The sequence below is a fragment of the Enterobacter sp. D2 genome (assembly GCF_034427575.1).
Lineage (GTDB): Bacteria > Pseudomonadota > Gammaproteobacteria > Enterobacterales > Enterobacteriaceae > Enterobacter > Enterobacter cloacae_M.
The window spans coordinates 127,328-144,318 of sequence record NZ_JAXQPP010000005.1 but is presented as its reverse complement, the minus strand read 5'-3'; the positions used below and the strand labels follow the sequence as shown (position 1 = coordinate 144,318).

The window sequence follows — 16,991 nt, the reverse complement described above, 5'->3', positions numbered from 1 at the left end:
GCCCGCTTCCCTTTGTCTGGACTATAGTTTTACAGGACAGGTCATCAGGAAAGGGGATAAAAATGACGAGAACAACCAGGGTAATCTCCTGGACAGCAGGGATTTTCTTGTTGTTGATCGTGGTCGTCGCCATCATTATTGCGACGTTTGACTGGAACCGTCTCAAGCCGACCATCAACCAGAAAGTCTCAACCGAACTGAACCGCCCCTTCGCCATACGCGGTGATTTAGGGGTGGTGTGGGAGCGTCAGAAAGAGGAGCCCGGCTGGCGCAGCTGGATCCCCTGGCCACACGTCCATGCCGACGACATCATTCTCGGCAACCCGCCGGATATCCCGGACGTCACCATGATCCACCTGCCGCGCGTTGAAGCCACGCTGGCTCCGCTGGCGCTCCTCACCAAAACGGTCTATCTGCCGTGGATCAAACTTCAGCAGCCCGATGCGCGTCTGATCCGACTTTCAGAAAAAAACAATAACTGGACGTTTAACCTTGCCAGCGACAGCGAAAAAGATCCGAATGCCCAGCCTTCCTCCTGGTCATTCCGTCTCGACAATATTCTTTTCGATCGCGGACGGATCGCCATCGACGATAAGGTCAGCAAGGCGGATGTGGAGATCCTCGTCGATCCGCTGGGCAAACCGCTACCGTTTAGCGAGGTCACGGGCACGAAAGCAAAAGGCGACGCGGCAAGCGTGGGTGACTATGTCTTCGGCCTGACGGCAAAAGGACGCTACAACGATCGGCCTCTCAGCGGTAAAGGGAAAATTGGCGGCATGCTGGCGCTGCGGAGCGAAGGCACGCCGTTCCCGGTTCAGGCGGACTTCCGTTCCGGTAACACCCGCGTGGCGTTCGTTGGCACGGTCAACGATCCGATGAATATGGGCGGCGTCGACCTTCAGCTTAAATTTGCCGGCGATTCGCTGGGCGAGCTGTATGAACTGACCGGCGTGCTGCTGCCGGATACCCCGCCGTTCGAAACGGACGGGCATCTGGTTGCCAAAATCGACACCGAAAAATCGTCCGTTTTTGACTACCGGGATTTCAACGGCCGCATCGGCGACAGTGATATTCACGGCACGCTGACCTACACCACCGGAAAACCGCGCCCGAAACTGGAAGGGGATGTTGAGTCCCGTCAGCTGCGGCTGGCCGACCTGGGCCCGCTAATTGGCGTGGACTCGGGTAAAGGGACCAAGTCGAAAGAGGTCAAAAAGGATGTTCAGCCTGCCGGCAAAGTGCTGCCATACGATCGCTTCGAAACCGACAAATGGGACGTGATGGATGCGGATGTGCGCTTCAAAGGCGGAAAAATTGAACATGGCAGTACGCTGCCGATCAGCAATCTTTCGACCCATATCCTCCTCAAAAACGCCGATCTGCGCCTGCAGCCGCTGAAATTTGGCATGGCGGGCGGGACGATTTCCTCGAATATTCATCTGGAAGGTGATAAAAAGCCGATGCAGGGAAGAGCGGAGATCCAGGCGCGTCGATTGAAGCTGAAAGAGCTGATGCCGAACGTAGAACTGATGCAGAAAACCCTCGGTGAAATGAACGGTGATGCCGACATTCGCGGCGTGGGGAACTCGGTGGCGGCGCTGCTGGGCAGCGGCAATGGTAACCTGAAGCTGCTGATGAACGACGGGCTGGTGAGCCGAAACCTGATGGAGATCCTGGGGCTGAACGTCGGTAACTACGTCATCGGGCAAATCTTCGGTGATGACGAGGTGCGGGTAAACTGCGCGGCGGCCAATCTGGATCTGGCTAACGGCGTGGCGCGTCCGCAGATATTTGCCTTCGACACGGAAAACGCGGTGATTAACGTGACCGGGACCGCCAGCATGGCCTCGGAGCAGCTTGATCTGACGATTGACCCGGAAAGTAAGGGGATCCGCATCATCACCCTGCGCTCGCCGCTTTACGTGCGCGGAACCTTCAAAAACCCGCAGGCGGGCGTGAAGCCCGGACCGCTGATTGCGCGCGGTGCGGTGGCTGCGGCCCTGGCGACACTGGTTACCCCGGCCGCAGCGCTGCTGGCGTTGATTTCGCCGTCTGAGGGCGAAGCGAATCAGTGCCGGACTATTTTGTCGCAGATGAAGAAGTAGCTCCCTTTCTCCCTCTCCCTGTGGGAGAGGGCCGGGGTGAGGGCATCAGGCCGCAGTGAATTACAGAGCCTGGTGCTTAGTCTCGTGCGTCAGCAGCAGCGCAATCAGCGTCAGCGCCGCCATGGCCGCCAGATAGACCCCCACATAGAACAGACCATAGTTCGCCTGCAGCCAGGTGGCGATATACGGCGCAACGGACGCGCCCAGAATAGAGGCAACGTTGTAGGAGAACGACGCGCCGGTATAACGCACTTCCGTCGGGAACAGCTCAGGCAGCAGCGCGCCCATCGGGCCGAAGGTCAGCCCCATCAGGCTCAGACCAATCAGCAGATAGGCCATCACCAGCGCCGGACTACCTGAACCCAGCAGCGGCGGGAAGACGAACAGAGCAAACAGAACGATCAGCGTGGTGATCGTAATCATGCTTGCACGACGACCAAATTTATCCGCAAGCAGGCCCGCAATCGGTACCATCACGCCAAACCCGATCACCGCCATCATCAGCATCCACAGCACTTCGTTACGCGGCAGCCCCAGGCCAACCGGCGCGGCGGCGGTACTGAACGTCATGGAGTAGACGGTCATAATGTAGAACAGCGTATAGGTTGCCAGCATGATGAACGTGCCCAGTACGGTCACGCGGACGTGTTTGGTCAGCAGCGTACCCAGCGGCACTTTCACCTGCTTGTTCGCCGCGGCCACTTTCGCAAAAACAGGAGTCTCATGCAGCGAAACACGCACATACAGGCCAATCAGCACCAGCACGGCTGAGAAAATAAACGGGAGACGCCAGCCCCAGCTCATGAACTGTTCATCCGTCAGCAGCCACGAGAGCAGCAGGAACGTCCCGTTGGCAAAGAAGAAGCCAATCGGCGCGCCCAGCTGCGGGAATGAACCGTACAGCGCGCGCTTGCGCGCCGGGGCGTTCTCGGTGGCCAGCAGCGCCGCGCCGCCCCATTCACCGCCCAGCCCCAGACCCTGACCGAAACGCGCCAGCGCCAGCAGGACCGGCGCCAGAATGCCGATGGTTTCATAGGTCGGCAGCAGACCGATGGCTACGGTGGAGATGCCCATCGTCAGCAGCGAGGCCACCAGGGTGACTTTGCGGCCAATGCGATCGCCAAAGTGTCCAAACAGCGCAGAGCCAATCGGACGCGCAACAAACGCGATGGCAAAGGTCGCCAGAGACTGCAGCGTGGCCGCCGTCGGATCGCCCTGCGGGAAGAAAATATGCGGGAAGACGATGACCGCGGCGGTGGCATAAATATAAAAGTCGAAGAACTCAATGGCGGTGCCAATCAGCGAGGCGACGACAACTTTATTGCGCGAGTTTACCGGAACGTTTTCCGTTCCTGAGTCGAGTGTGGTGGCTGTTGCTTGCATAATATTTTCTTATTTTTGTCGAACGAAAGGCCATATTACGCACAGCAAAAGCGACATTTCAATCTGTAACAAAGTTGCGGGCTGGTGATAAAAGCAACAAAAAGCGGATAATTTTCAGGCCAGCGAAAACACGTCTATGAAATGCTTCACAGATTTTAAATATTAGCCAATTAAACTGGTTTTCGGTTAAATAAAAGTTACGGACTGGATTTATATGCTGAAATGATGAATCGGGCTGAAATTTCAGCCCGAGAGCGGGGCTAGCGGTGCGTTTTACCGGGCATTCGCGTGTCGCCTTTGTACTCGGCGGTGGCAATCCATGCCGCGCAGAACAGGGTCAGGCGCGCGAAAAAGTAGAAGAAGGCCATCAGTCCCAGCACCGAGCCAAACGCCGCGCCAGAAGGGGATTTCACCAGCGACGGCAGCGTGTAGGTCATCACGATTTTGATCACCTCAAAGCCGATCGCCGCAATCAACGTGCCGCGAATCAGCGCCTTCTTGCGCGGACGATGGCGGGGCAAGCGCCAGAAGATCCAGAAGAACAGCAGGTAGTTGGCAAAGATGGAAATGGCCAGCCCAATGCCGCGCCAGGCGGGCTTCAGCCATTCGATGTAATCAAGGTAGAGCGCGGAGATGATCATCTGCTGCGCCGAGCCCGCCACGGAGGTAATGGAAAGCGTCACGATCAGCGCGACGAGCAGGCCAATCAGCGAAACAAAATCGCGGAGATACTTCACCCAGATTTTCTCCTCGTCCTGCGGCTTACGCTCCCAGACGTCGCGCGACTGGGCGCGGATGGCCTCGCGCAGGTTGCCCATCCAGTTAACGCCGGAGTAAAGCGCAATCAGCAAACCGACGATACCCACGGTGGTACGCTGCTGAACGGCGGTATTGATGGTGCTCTTGAGGGTGCTGGCAAGGGTCGGGTCACTGACGTTATTCAGGATTTTATTGAATATATCCTGCAGCAGCGTCGGGTGCGACGCGAGCACAAAACCGGCTGCCGCAAACGACACCATCAGGATTGGGATCATCGACAGGAAGGAAAAATAGGTGATGGCGGCACCAAACTGGTTCCCCATGCGGTCATTAAACCGTTCTGTGGCGCGTATCAGGTGCGCAATCATGGGAAACTGCTGAATTCTCGCGGCGATGCCGGTGACGGTCCCCAGCGCTTTGCTGGCGGTGCCTGGCGTTTTGGCCTCTTCGGGCCCGGTTACCATCTTTTTGACGGGCTCATACTCTAAATGTTGGGTGGGTCGTTGCGGGTTGTTTTCCGGCGTCACGCGCATTTTCCTTTTCGTTGAGCTGGATGTGTTTTTGAATTATAGCTTGCGGCTAGTCCACGTAAGCTTTTGTGAGTTCGGTAAGCCACTCCATGAACAGATGGACCCGGCGGGAGAGGTTGCGGCGGTGAGGGTAAATCAGGGAGACGGGCATCGCTTCGGCCCGGTATTGCGGGAGGATCTCAATCAGTTTCTTCGCGCGCAGTAAATCGCGCACCCCAACCCGCGGAACCTGAATAATGCCCAGCCCGGCGAGACAGGCAGCCTGGTAAGTTTCCGTGCTGTTGACGGTTAACACCCCGCCTGTTTTTATCCACTGCGTCGCACTGCCGTTATAAAACTCAAAGCCCTGCGGGCGGGTTCCAAGCATCGCGGCGTAGTGGATCACGGCGTGCGAGCCTAAATCGTCCAGGGTTTCCGGATAGCCAAATCGCGCCAGATAGTCCGGGCTGGCGCAGTTAATCACCGACAGCTTGCCCAGCGGACGGGCAATCAGCCCTGAATCCTTCAAAGTGCCGACGCGCACCACGCAATCAAAACCTTCGCGGATCACATCCACCAGACGATCGCTGCTGCTGAGCTCGAGTTCAATGCCCGGATAGTGCTGCAGAAAAGCAGGCAGTTTGGGGATGACTAAATTTCGAGCAACGCCGACGGGCATATCCACGCGGAGCCGACCGCTGATGCTGGAGGGATCGTGCTGAAACATACCGTCGAGTTCATCAAGGTTTGCCAGCAGATCTTTCGCCCGTTCGTAATAGACCATGCCGTCCTGCGTCAGGCTGACGCGGCGCGTGGTGCGGTGCAATAGCTGGGTGCCAAGCCGGTTTTCCAGGGCCTGAATTTGCCGCGAGACGCTGCCTTTCGGCAGGGTTAATGTTTCGGCCGCGCGGGAAAAACTTTCCAGTTCCGCGACGCGGACGAACAGCTGCATTGCGTGAATTTTATCCATAGAGGAAGCTCATTGTTGTTTCTGGTGAAACAGTGAAGCGTTTTAACCCATCTTTATTGATTTTCTATCACCTAATAAGCTCTTTCTCAATCTCCTTAACAGCCAAAACGAGGTTTATGATGAGTGAACGTATCGCATTAGTGACGGGTGGTAGCCGTGGTCTGGGCAAAAACGCTGCGTTAAAGCTGGCGGCAGACGGCACGGGAATTGTCCTGACATACAACCGTAGCCAGCAGGAAGCGCTGGATGTTGTGCATGAAATTCAGCAAAAAGGCGTCAACGCAGCTGCATTACAGCTCAACGTCGGTGATATCACGAGTTTTGATCATTTTGCCCGACAGCTTCAGGAAACCCTTAAGACCGTCTGGCAGCGCGAAACCTTTGACTATTTATTGAACAATGCCGGAACGGGTTTATACGCGCCCTATGCCGACACGACGGAGGCTCAGTTTGATGAAGCGCTGAACATTCATTTCAAAGGACCTTTCTTCCTGACCCAGCGCCTGCTGCCGCTGCTTAACGACGGGGGGCGTATCCTCAACGTCTCCAGCGGGCTGGCCCGTTTTACCCAGCCGGGCTCAGGGACCTACGCGGCCATGAAGGGGGCGATGGAAGTGCTGACGCGTTATCAGGCGAAAGAGCTGGGCGCGCGCGGAATTTCCGTCAATATTATTGCGCCGGGCGCGATAGAAACTGACTTTGGCGGCGGACGCGTGCGCGACAACACGGAGCTGAATCAGCTTCTGGCCTCGCAGACGGCGCTGGGACGGGTGGGTTTGCCGGATGATATCGGCGATGCCATTGCGGCACTGCTCAGCGATAAGCTGGGCTGGATGAATGCGCAACGTATTGAAGTCTCTGGCGGTATGTTCCTGTGATGCACGAGCTTAAGGGGAAGGATCCTCTTAAGGAGACCCTTAATCACAATATTTCGCCAGAGAAAGACCCGGATGTTTTTTTATTAACGCAGCGGCCGCTGAGAATATTTTCAGCGAATGACGTTTGATATTCGTTTCCTCTAAATAGTGACATTAAAGAGGAAACGACGTCCGGGAAATATCTGCTAAAAAGCGGTTGGTCAGGAATTATTATTCAGGTATTCCTGCTGTAATAAACCAAATAGCCAGTCATTTTGCCAGCGCCCCGCAAGGTAATAGCTCTCGCGTAATTCACCTTCCAGACGAAAGCGGGCTTTTTCCAGCAGGCGTCTTGACGCGACATTTCCCGCGGTGACGGTGGCGGTGAGTCGCCGTATACCGCCCTGATGAAAAGCGTAATCGCAAAGCATTTTCAGGGATTCAAAGCCGTAACCTTTCCCCTGCGCCTCGGGCGCGAAAAGGAAGCCCACTTCTGCGCAGTCCTCCTCCCGCTGAATATACCCGGTAACGCCCAGCGGGGCCTGTGAGGCGGTGTCACGTACGACGAGACAAAGCCAGTGGGCGCTGCCCGGTGCCCATGGGGCCAGGCGCGAATCAAACGCCTCGCGGATCGCCGCGACGGGACGGTCTTCCGCCACAAAGCGCATCACGTCCGGGTGCTGCTGTAGCGCCAGAAAAAAGGGCCAGTCTTGTTCCTGAAGGGGCGAACAGGTCAGGCGAGAGGTAATTAAAACCGGCATTCAGATTCTCCTGAAACATTTTAAATCATTTTAGGGTTGTCACTTTATTTCAACAGAAAGTCAGGTATGGTTAACCGCGTATAAATAAAAAGAATAAAGGGCGTTTCGTGCCCATTCCGGATGTCTTCGTTGTCGCTTAAGGAAAACAATGACTCTCAGCACATCACATCATATTCGCGAACAGTTTGAACACTGTCTGGCGGTCATTCGCCATGCGTCGGTGGAAATTTTACTCCTTCTGAATGTACATGCTTCTGAGGGCAAAGATCCACGCTGGTTCCTGGAACAACTCGACAGCGCGCGATTAGCTCTGGGCGGCTGGGGAGCCGTTGCGAAAAAACTCAACCTGAATGATGCCGAGATGTCGGAATTTACGCTCCAGCTGCGCCTGCTGCAGCAGCGCGTTCCGCAGTATGAAAGCGGACAGGATGTGAGTGAAAACCAGCTTATTGCGGCGATGCGGTTTGTGACCGCTCTGGAACATCTTCGCCTGCAGCAGCCGCTGTTGACCTACAGCACTGACCTGGCACCGGGAAGCGAACTCCAGCAGCAGCAGGCGCACAAGCAGGTACGCGCGATTGAGCTGATGATTAAAGGGCTCATCCAGCAGGCCTGGCCCGATCAGGTGCGGCTGAACAACCATCTTAAGACCCTGTTTAACGCTGACCGCGTGCGGCGCTGGCTGAAGCTTGGCGAGATCAATGATGTCCTCAGCGGCATGATGTTCAGCGAACTGGCGCAGATGCTGGTGGATAAAAAAGAATTCAGCCGCTATTACGCTTCGCTGTTCAGCGACCCGTCCATGCTGACGCTGCTGGTTGAACCGCGCAAAACGCTGCAAACCTTCCTCGATGACATTCGGCAAATCCGCAACAGCATCACCGTTCAAAAAACGTTAAGCCCGGCGCAAATCCAGCTGCTGGATAACTACTATGCGCAGATCGCGCGGCCCGTTCAGCGCGCGTTTGAAGAGGGGAGAACGCGCGTCAATCCGGCCGGATTCATGGCGGTAGATGCCAGCGAATTGCATACCTTCTGGGAAAAGGCGCAGAAAATGGATCGGGTCACCGGTGGGGATCTGTTTGAAGTCCGTGACACCATTGAAAAGCCGACCCAGCGCGCGCCGCGTACCCCCGAACAACGCGAGCAGCTCATTTCCGGTGCGCTATGGGGGGCGGTTGGCGTCATGGTGATTGCTATCGTGGCGGGGGGCTTCTGGCTGGTGACCAGCAGCAAACCGCAGCCTGCAACCGCCAGCGCGGCTGAAGCGGCTTCTCCGCAGGAAATGCGCGAGACGCCTTCTTCGCGCGAAACGCTCACGCGCATGGGGGTCACCTGGGACGAGAATAATTTCCGCTCGGCCATTAACCGCAACGATACCCGCGTTACCCTGCTGTTTTTGCAGGGCGGCATGGACTGGAAGCTCTCCTGGACCGAAGAGGCGATGTCGGCAGGCTATGACGACGTGCTGGAGCTGATGTTACGCTACCGGCAGAACATGGTGGAAGAGAAGCCGTGCCGTCGCTTCATCAACACGCTCAGCCACGCCATGTCGAACGGCGAGTCTCTGACCTCGGTACGTAAAGAGTATCTCAAAGCTTTCTGCACCGTTCCTGCGGTGGTGAAACGCCAGCAGCACGATCTCGACATGGCCACACGCCGCGCGCAGTCGCAGCCGGATGCCACCACGAAAAAATGGCAGTCCATTCAGACTGCCATTTATGAGGTGATTCGCTGATCTCTTTTCCCTCTCCCTGTGGGAGAGGATCGGGGTGAGGGCACCAGACCGCACCCCGCTTAAGGCTCCCCATACAACCCAATCAGCCGCCGCACCACGCCGTTCGTCCAGCCGAAACCGTCCTGCAGCGGATACTCACCCCCGCCGCCTTCGCGCGGCGTACTGCTGGCGATGTGGTACTTCTCAATCAGCTTGTGATGCGTCTTATAAAAATGGTTCACCGTATGCAGCCAGCTCCAGGCGATCTCATCGCCCAGCGAGTCGTTGCCGTACTGCTTGAACCCCTGAATCGCCATCCACTGCAGCGGCGCCCAGCCGTTGGGTTTATCCCACTGCTCGCCGGTTTCGTACTCGGTGGCCAGAATTCCACCCGGGGTCAGCAGCCGCGATTTGACCGCATCAGACAAACGTTCTGCCTGCTCGTGCGTCGCCATTCCAACATACAGCGGCACAATGCTGGCGGCAGAAAACAGCGCCAGCTCTTCGCGTCGCCAGTCGTAATCGCGGTAGCAGCCGCTCTCCTCGTCCCACAGATAGCGGTTCACCGCCGCGCGGCGATCGTTGGCTTTCTGGCGGAACGCCTCTGCCGTCTCTTTATCTCCTTTCGACGCCGAGATGTTGGCAATAGCGCTTTCCAGTTTGAACAGGAAGGCGTTCAGATCGATGGGGATGAACTGCGTCGTGCGGATGCTGGCGAGCCGCGACGGATCGCGCAGCCAGCGGGACGAGTAATCCCAGCCGGACGCCGCACCCGCGCGCAGGTCGCGATACACCTCGTTTGGCGGACGGCCCGAGTGGCGCGCGGTTTCCACGTCCTCAATCCACGATTCGTCGCGCGGGGTATCGCGGTCATCCCAGTAGCGGTTGAGCAGTGAACCGTCCGGCATGCGCACGGCGCTGCGGTAGGCCTGGTTAAGCAGCAGCGACTCCGCGCCGTCCATCCAGAAGGCGTACTCCATTTTGAGGTGATCCAGATAGCGTTTCGCACCGCGCACGCCGTCCTCCTCGAACAGCTCCACCATCAGGGCAAAGACCGGCGGCTGCGAGCGGCTGAGATAATAGGTGCGGTTGCCGTTGGGGATATGCCCGTAGCGTTCAATCAGCCAGGCGAAGTTGTCCGCCATACATTTGAGCAGATCGTTACGGCCGCTCTCCGCCAGCCCCAGCATGGAGAAATAGGAATCCCAGTAGTAGGTCTCGCTGAATCGCCCGCCGGGGACGATATAGGCCTGCGGCAGGGCCAGCAGGGAAGACCAGGGAATATGATCCTGCGGCTCGCGCGTCAGCACCGGCCACAGGTTATCAATGTGCTCTTTCAGGGAGAGTCCCGGGTCGGAGACATATTCTGTGCCGTACGTTTCCGGCATCCAGAAGTGGTTCTCCACAAACTGGCGCAGGTCGAAATCCCGGTGGCGTCTGACCTTGCGGTAGCGGATCAGGATATCTAACGGATCCATCTTCGGCGCGCAGTCGGGGAAGGTTTTACTGTCCGCAAACAGCCGCGTCGACTGCACATGCTCGAACAGTTCAAGATAGCGGTCTGCGGGCGTCAACGCATCGGAGGCGGGTAGCCCCTCGATCATTTCGGGTTCCGGCTCCGCCTCAATCATTTCATCCAGTTTCAACTCGCAGGGATCGGTCTCGTAGCGCAGCTCTTCTGCAATCTCGAACTCGATGTTCTCGGTAGCCTGTAGTTTCTGGTTGAACATGGTGATAGGGACCTCCGGTTGTGTGTTCAAAAGACAGGTTTATCCGGGCGTCTTATAAGCGTAGACATTCGCTTCGGTAGATGGGGAGGGAAATGTGCGGTAGATCACTATTTTCGGAGCATTCGTTTTGCAACGATTTATGAATGTTAAAAAAAATGCCCCTCCGGAGAGGGGCATCAGGATTAACGCATAGTAACAAACTCTTCCGCGGCCGTCGGGTGGATGGCCACCGTGTTGTCGAAGTCTTTCTTGGTTGCGCCCATCTTCAGCGCCACGGCGAAGCCCTGCAGGATCTCGTCCATACCAAAACCGATGCCGTGGATACCGACAATCTTCTCTTCCGGACCGACGCAGACCAGCTTCATACGGCACGGCTGACGGTGAGAGGTGACGGCGGTGTACATCGCGGTAAACGCCGATTTATACACTTTCACCTGGTCGTCGCCGTACTGCTCGCGCGCCTGCGGCTCGGTTAAGCCGACGGTGCCGATTGGCGGGTGGCTGAAAACCACGGTCGGGATGTTGCTGTAGTCCAGATGCTCGTCCGGCTTGTTGTTGAACAGGCGCTCGGAGAGACGACGACCCGCCGCAACGGCGACCGGCGTCAGCTCAACCGCGCCGGTGTTGTCGCCGACCGCATAAATGCCCGGTACGCTGGTGTTCTGGAATTTATCGACGACGATATAGCCTTTTTCGTCGGTTTTTACGCCCGTCACGCCCAGGTTGAAGTTATCGTTCGCAGGTTCACGGCCAATCGCCCAGATCAGGCAATCGACGGTCTGGCTGCGGCCATCTTCCAGCTCAAGCGTCAGGCTGCCGTCCGCGTTTTTCACCACCGCTTTTGGCACGGCGTTGGTGTGCAGGGTCGGGCCTTCGGTGTTCATCACTTCAACCAGCGTATCGACAATCAGCGGGTCAAAGCTGCGCAGCGGCGCGTGTTTACGTACGAACAGGTGCGCTTCTGCGCCCAGGCCGTTAATCACGCCGGCCAGTTCCACCGCAATGTAACCCGCGCCAACAACGGCAACGCGTTTTGGCAGGGCAGGCAGTTCGAAGAAACCGTCGGAGTCGATGCCGTATTCCACGCCCGGGATGTTCGGGTGGCTCGGACGACCGCCGGTGGCGATCAGGATGTGATCGGCGGTGATCGTCTCGCCGTTCACTTCGATCGTTTTCGCGTCCACAAAGCGGGCGAAACCGTGGATAACGTCAACGTTATTTTTACCCAGCACGTTGTCGTACGAGGTGTGAATGCGGTCGATGTAGGCGGTACGGCTGGCGATCAGTTTTTCCCAGTCGAAGTGGTTGATGGTGGTGTCAAAGCCGTAGTCCGGGCCATACATATGGATAGCCTCACGGATCTGCGCCGCATGCCACATCACCTTCTTCGGTACACAACCCACGTTCACGCAGGTGCCGCCCAGCGCTTTGGCTTCAATCAGCGCGCACTTCTGGCCGTACATGGCCGCACGGTTGATGGAGGCGATGCCGCCGCTGCCGCCGCCGATGGCGATGTAGTCATAATGCTTAGTCATAGCTTTTGTCCTTAATCGTGAATTGCCGCGATTGTATACCTGAAATCAATAGTTTCCACCGATGGCTGCGATTACTCCGGCACGATCCAACTGACGGTGGCGTGGCCTGTACCCGCTGGCACCAGCGTTTTATGCAGCCACGGCAGCACGTTGTTCATCTGCGCTTCAAGCTTCCACGGCGGGTTGATCACAATCATGCCGGAGGCGGTCATGCCGCGCTGATCGCTGTCAGGGCGTACCGCCAGCTCGATCTGCAGGATCTTGCGGATGCCGGTCGCTTCCAGGTCTTTGATCATGCGTTTGATCTGCGCGCGCAGCACCACCGGGTACCACAGGGCATAGGTGCCGGTAGCAAAGCGTTTGTAGCCTTCGTGGATACCGGTCACCACCGCCTGATAGTCGGTTTTGATTTCGTACGGCGGGTCGATCAGCACCAGGCCGCGACGGGAAACCGGCGGCAGTTTGGCCTTCAGCTGCTGGTAACCGTCGGATTTTTCCACGCGGGCGCGGCTGTCTTTCTGAAATTCGGAACGCAGTAGCGGGTAGTCGCTCGGATGCAGTTCGGTCAGCTGGAGGCTGTCCTGCTCGCGCAGCAGCTGGCGCGCAATCAGCGGTGAGCCAGGGTAGTAGCGCAGCTGGCCGTTGCGGTTGAAGTGATTCACCACGCCGATGTACGGCTCCAGCTCGGCAGGCAGGTCGTCCTGCTGCCAGACGCGGGCAATCCCTTCCAGATATTCACCGGTACGCTCGGCATGCTCGCCGCTCAGCTGATAACGGCCCGCGCCCGCGTGGGTGTCCAGATAGAGAAACGGCTTCTCTTTCTCTTTGAGCGATTCGATGATCAGGCTCTGAACGGTGTGTTTAAGGACGTCGGCGTGGTTGCCTGCGTGGAAGCTGTGGCGATAACTGAGCATGGATGAATGTGTTCCAGGTAGTAAACGTAGGCCCGATTAGCGTAGCGCCATCGGGCAAAAATAGAGCGTATCGCCACAGTATACAGAAAAGTTTCCACTGCCGCGAAAGCGCAACGTCCGGCATTGAAATCCTCTACACTTAACCCCATTCTAGATCCCATATGCACAGCGCCGGATGCGCGCTTCATTCACCTATTTCAACAGGACAGCGTTTATGACCAATCCATTACTGACGCCTTTTTCGTTGCCGCCGTTTTCTAAAATCCTCCCTGAGCATGTGGTTCCAGCCGTTACGCAATCGCTGGACAACTGCCGCGCGGCGGTAGAAAGCGTGGTAGCGCAGGGCGCGCCGTACACCTGGGAAAATCTGTGTCAGCCGCTGGCCGAAGTGGACGACGTGCTGGGGCGTATCTTCTCCCCGGTGAGCCACCTGAACTCGGTAAAAAACAGCCCGGAACTGCGCGAAGCCTACGAACAGACCCTGCCGCTGCTCTCTGAGTACAGCACCTGGGTCGGCCAGCACGAAGGGCTGTACAAAGCCTACCGCGACCTGCGCGACGGCGACCACTATGCCGAACTGAGCACGGCGCAGAAAAAATCGGTCGATAACGCCCTGCGTGATTTTGAGCTGTCCGGGATTGGCCTGCCAAAAGAGAAGCAGACCCGCTACGGCGAAATCGCCGCGCGTCTGTCCGAGCTGGGCAACCAGTACAGCAACAACGTGCTCGACGCCACCATGGGCTGGACGAAGCTGATTACCGACGAAGCTATGCTTTCCGGTATGCCGGAAAGCGCGCTGGCGTCGGCAAAAGCCCAGGCCGAAGCGAAAGAGCAGGACGGTTTCCTGTTAACGCTGGATATCCCGAGCTATCTGCCGGTGATGACCTACTGCGACAACCAGGCCCTGCGCGAAGAGATGTACCGCGCCTACAGCACCCGCGCCTCCGATCAGGGGCCAAACGCCGGTAAGTGGGATAACAGCCCGGTCATGGCGGAAATCCTCGCCCTGCGCCACGAGCTGGCCCAGCTGCTGGGCTTCGAAAACTACGCCGATAAATCCCTCGCCACCAAAATGGCGGAGAACCCGCAGCAGGTGCTCGACTTCCTGACCGATCTGGCGAAACGCGCCCGTCCGCAGGGTGAAAAAGAGCTGGCCCAGCTGCGCGCCTTCGCGAAAGCCGAGTTCGGCGTGGACGAGCTGCAGCCGTGGGATATTGCGTACTACAGCGAAAAACAGAAGCAGCACCTCTACAGCATCAGCGACGAGCAGCTGCGCCCGTACTTCCCGGAAAACAAAGCCGTTAACGGCCTGTTCGAAGTGGTAAAACGCATCTACGGCATCACCGCCAAAGAGCGTACCGATATCGACGTCTGGCACCCGGACGTGCGTTTCTTCGAGCTGTATGACGAGAAAAATGAGCTGCGCGGCAGCTTCTACCTCGATCTCTACGCGCGTGAGAACAAGCGCGGCGGGGCGTGGATGGATGACTGCGTGGGCCAGATGCGTAAAGCCGACGGTTCTCTGCAGAAGCCGGTCGCCTACCTGACCTGTAACTTCAACCGTCCGGTAAGCGGCAAACCGGCGCTGTTCACCCACGACGAAGTGATTACCCTGTTCCACGAGTTTGGTCATGGTCTGCACCATATGCTGACCCGCATCGAAACCGCAGGCGTGGCCGGTATCAGCGGCGTGCCGTGGGATGCCGTCGAGCTGCCAAGCCAGTTTATGGAAAACTGGTGCTGGGAGCCGGACGCGCTGGCGTTTATCTCCGGTCACTACGAGACCGGCGAGCCGCTGCCGAAAGAGCTGCTGGACAAAATGCTGGCGGCGAAAAACTACCAGGCGGCGATGTTCATCCTGCGGCAGCTGGAGTTCGGCCTGTTCGATTTCCGCCTGCACGCCGAGTTTAGCCCGGAGCAGGGCGCGAAAATCCTTGAGACCCTGGCCGAGATTAAAAAGCAGGTTGCCGTTATTCCAGGGCCAACCTGGGGCCGCTTCCCGCACGCGTTCAGCCACATCTTTGCAGGCGGCTACGCGGCGGGCTACTACAGCTACCTGTGGGCCGACGTGCTGGCGGCAGATGCCTTCTCTCGCTTCGAAGAAGAGGGGATCTTCAACCGCGAAACCGGCCAGTCGTTCCTCGATAACATCCTGACCCGCGGCGGGTCTGAAGAGCCAATGGTGCTGTTCAAACGCTTCCGCGGACGCGAGCCGCAGCTGGATGCGATGCTTGAGCATTACGGGATCAAAGGCTGATTGTTACGTGAAGATCTGCTTAGTTGATGAAACAGGCGCCGGAGACGGCGCCTTATCTGTTCTGGCGGCCCGCTGGGGGCTGGAGCACGATGAAGAAAACCTGATGGCGCTGGTGATGACGCCGGAACATCTCGAATTACGCAAGCGCGACGAACCGAAGCTCGGCGGGATTTTCGTCGATTTTGTCGGCGGCGCGATGGCGCACCGGCGCAAGTTCGGCGGCGGTCGCGGCGAAGCGGTGGCCAAAGCGGTCGGCATCAAAGGGAGCTACCTCCCGGACGTGGTCGATGCCACGGCGGGGCTGGGGCGCGATGCGTTTGTGCTGGCGTCTGTCGGCTGTCGCGTGCGGATGCTGGAGCGTAATCCGGTGGTCGCTGCGCTGCTCGACGATGGGCTGGCGCGAGGCTACGCGGACCCGGAAATCGGCCCCTGGCTGCAGGATCGTTTGCAGCTGATCCACGCCTCCAGCCTGACGGCATTGACGGATATCACCCCGCGCCCGCAGGTGGTCTATCTCGACCCTATGTTCCCGCATAAGCAGAAAAGCGCGCTGGTGAAGAAAGAGATGCGGGTGTTTCAGTCGCTGGTGGGGCCGGATTTGGATGCCGATGGCCTGCTGGAGCCGGCTCGTCAGCTTGCCACGAAGCGGGTGGTGGTAAAGCGCCCGGACTATGCGCCGCCGCTGGCGAACGTTGCGACCGCTAACGCGGTGACCACCAAAGGGCACCGGTTTGATATTTATCCGGGTACGCCGGAATAAAAAAACCGGGTGGCGGCTTCGCCTTACCCGGCCTGCGTCCTCGATCTATTCCCTCTCCCTTGGGGAGAGGGTTAGGGTGAGGGGAATTTAACGCGCTTATTCGTCTTCTTCGTCACGCAGTGGAACAATCAGCATATCCACGTGAACAGTGTTAATCAGCTGGCGCGCTGAAGACATCAGCTTGCTCCAGAAGTCCTGATGGTGACCGCAAACCACCAGGTCCATATCGTATTTCTTGATCGCATCAACCAGCACCTGGCCCAGGTCGCCGCTGCCGCTAAGGGTTTCGGTAATTGGATAGCCCGCGTTGGTGGAGAGTTCGCTCAGGGCATGGTGAGTCTCTTCGGAAATGCGTTTTTGCATATCGCCAAGATTCACGTCGATCAGACCGGTGTAGAGGTCGGAGTAATTCACGTCAACGTGAATCAGCGAAACTTTCGCGTTGTAGGGACGTGCCATGGATACCGCTTTATCAACCAGCACTTTGCTCTCAGGGGAGAGGTCAACCGCGATGAGAATGTGTTTGTAAGCCATAGTGTTACTCCTTCCTTAAGTTATCGATGACTAAGTGAGAATGCCGTCGTCTGATACTTTCATTACGGCCCAGTTAAACATATTTTTCAAGCTTTGGTGTTGATAACGATTAACCTTGTGGCAAAAAAATTAACGGATCTCCTACACTATTAAATGAGCCGTTCGGATATTAAAACGCGAACCGGATCGACTTTTGGTCA

The 16,991-nt window shown here is 57.5% G+C and carries 13 protein-coding genes; 5 read left to right on the top strand and 8 right to left on the bottom strand.

The genetic code is table 11. The features are described from left to right. Positions 1 to 62: 62 nt before the first annotated feature. Positions 63 to 2,105 carry an AsmA family protein gene (locus tag SPG90_RS19450; RefSeq protein WP_126304173.1) on the top strand — a complete coding sequence of 681 codons (2,043 nt, stop codon included), beginning with the start codon at positions 63 to 65 and terminating at the stop codon, positions 2,103 to 2,105. A gap of 60 nt (positions 2,106 to 2,165) precedes the next feature. Here SPG90_RS19450 and SPG90_RS19445 read toward each other — a convergent pair whose 3' ends face one another. From SPG90_RS19445 to SPG90_RS19435, 3 genes are all read right to left on the bottom strand, one after another. Continuing rightward, the gene (locus SPG90_RS19445) at positions 2,166 to 3,488 is read right to left on the bottom strand and encodes an MFS transporter (RefSeq protein ID WP_047173982.1); all 1,323 of its coding nucleotides are present in this window, start codon (positions 3,486 to 3,488) and stop codon (positions 2,166 to 2,168) included. Positions 3,489 to 3,748: 260 nt separating this feature from the next. After that, complete coding sequence (gene yhjD, locus SPG90_RS19440) at positions 3,749 to 4,774, bottom strand: inner membrane protein YhjD (protein WP_126304175.1); 1,026 nt, start codon at positions 4,772 to 4,774, stop codon at positions 3,749 to 3,751. A 52-nt stretch (positions 4,775 to 4,826) separates the two neighbouring features. Beyond that, a complete protein-coding gene (locus SPG90_RS19435) occupies positions 4,827 to 5,726 on the bottom strand; it encodes a LysR family transcriptional regulator (protein WP_023309580.1) in 900 nt (299 codons plus the stop codon). A gap of 119 nt (positions 5,727 to 5,845) precedes the next feature. Between SPG90_RS19435 and SPG90_RS19430 the strand changes: the two genes are divergently transcribed. Then, a complete protein-coding gene (locus tag SPG90_RS19430; protein WP_047173981.1) occupies positions 5,846 to 6,604 on the top strand; it encodes an SDR family NAD(P)-dependent oxidoreductase in 759 nt (252 codons plus the stop codon). A 200-nt stretch (positions 6,605 to 6,804) separates the two neighbouring features. Here SPG90_RS19430 and SPG90_RS19425 read toward each other — a convergent pair whose 3' ends face one another. Beyond that, the gene (locus tag SPG90_RS19425) at positions 6,805 to 7,344 is read right to left on the bottom strand and encodes a GNAT family N-acetyltransferase (protein WP_045404750.1); all 540 of its coding nucleotides are present in this window, start codon (positions 7,342 to 7,344) and stop codon (positions 6,805 to 6,807) included. A gap of 148 nt (positions 7,345 to 7,492) precedes the next feature. Between SPG90_RS19425 and SPG90_RS19420 the strand changes: the two genes are divergently transcribed. Then, on the top strand, positions 7,493 to 9,082 hold the full coding sequence (locus tag SPG90_RS19420; protein WP_248194480.1) for an STY4199 family HEPN domain-containing protein: 1,590 nt from the start codon (positions 7,493 to 7,495) through the stop codon (positions 9,080 to 9,082). A 59-nt stretch (positions 9,083 to 9,141) separates the two neighbouring features. On the opposite strand, the gene SPG90_RS19415 is transcribed toward SPG90_RS19420, so the two are convergent. The 3 genes from SPG90_RS19415 to SPG90_RS19405 form a co-directional block, all read right to left on the bottom strand. Next, the gene (locus tag SPG90_RS19415; protein ID WP_045355923.1) at positions 9,142 to 10,791 is read right to left on the bottom strand and encodes an alpha,alpha-trehalase; all 1,650 of its coding nucleotides are present in this window, start codon (positions 10,789 to 10,791) and stop codon (positions 9,142 to 9,144) included. Between the two features lie 182 nt (positions 10,792 to 10,973). After that, a complete protein-coding gene (gene gorA / locus SPG90_RS19410) occupies positions 10,974 to 12,326 on the bottom strand; it encodes a glutathione-disulfide reductase (protein ID WP_045355924.1) in 1,353 nt (450 codons plus the stop codon). A 71-nt stretch (positions 12,327 to 12,397) separates the two neighbouring features. After that, positions 12,398 to 13,240 carry a 23S rRNA (adenine(2030)-N(6))-methyltransferase RlmJ gene (locus tag SPG90_RS19405; protein ID WP_045355925.1) on the bottom strand — a complete coding sequence of 281 codons (843 nt, stop codon included), beginning with the start codon at positions 13,238 to 13,240 and terminating at the stop codon, positions 12,398 to 12,400. Between the two features lie 214 nt (positions 13,241 to 13,454). Here SPG90_RS19405 and prlC point away from each other — a divergent pair, with 214 nt between their 5' ends. Next, a complete protein-coding gene (gene prlC / locus SPG90_RS19400; protein ID WP_322408278.1) occupies positions 13,455 to 15,497 on the top strand; it encodes an oligopeptidase A in 2,043 nt (680 codons plus the stop codon). Between the two features lie 7 nt (positions 15,498 to 15,504). Further along, on the top strand, positions 15,505 to 16,257 hold the full coding sequence (rsmJ, locus tag SPG90_RS19395; RefSeq protein ID WP_047173979.1) for a 16S rRNA (guanine(1516)-N(2))-methyltransferase RsmJ: 753 nt from the start codon (positions 15,505 to 15,507) through the stop codon (positions 16,255 to 16,257). A 96-nt stretch (positions 16,258 to 16,353) separates the two neighbouring features. On the opposite strand, the gene uspA is transcribed toward rsmJ, so the two are convergent. Next, positions 16,354 to 16,791, bottom strand: coding sequence for a universal stress protein UspA (uspA, locus tag SPG90_RS19390; RefSeq protein WP_003861223.1), 438 nt, complete (start codon positions 16,789 to 16,791; stop codon positions 16,354 to 16,356). Positions 16,792 to 16,991: the final 200 nt, after the last annotated feature.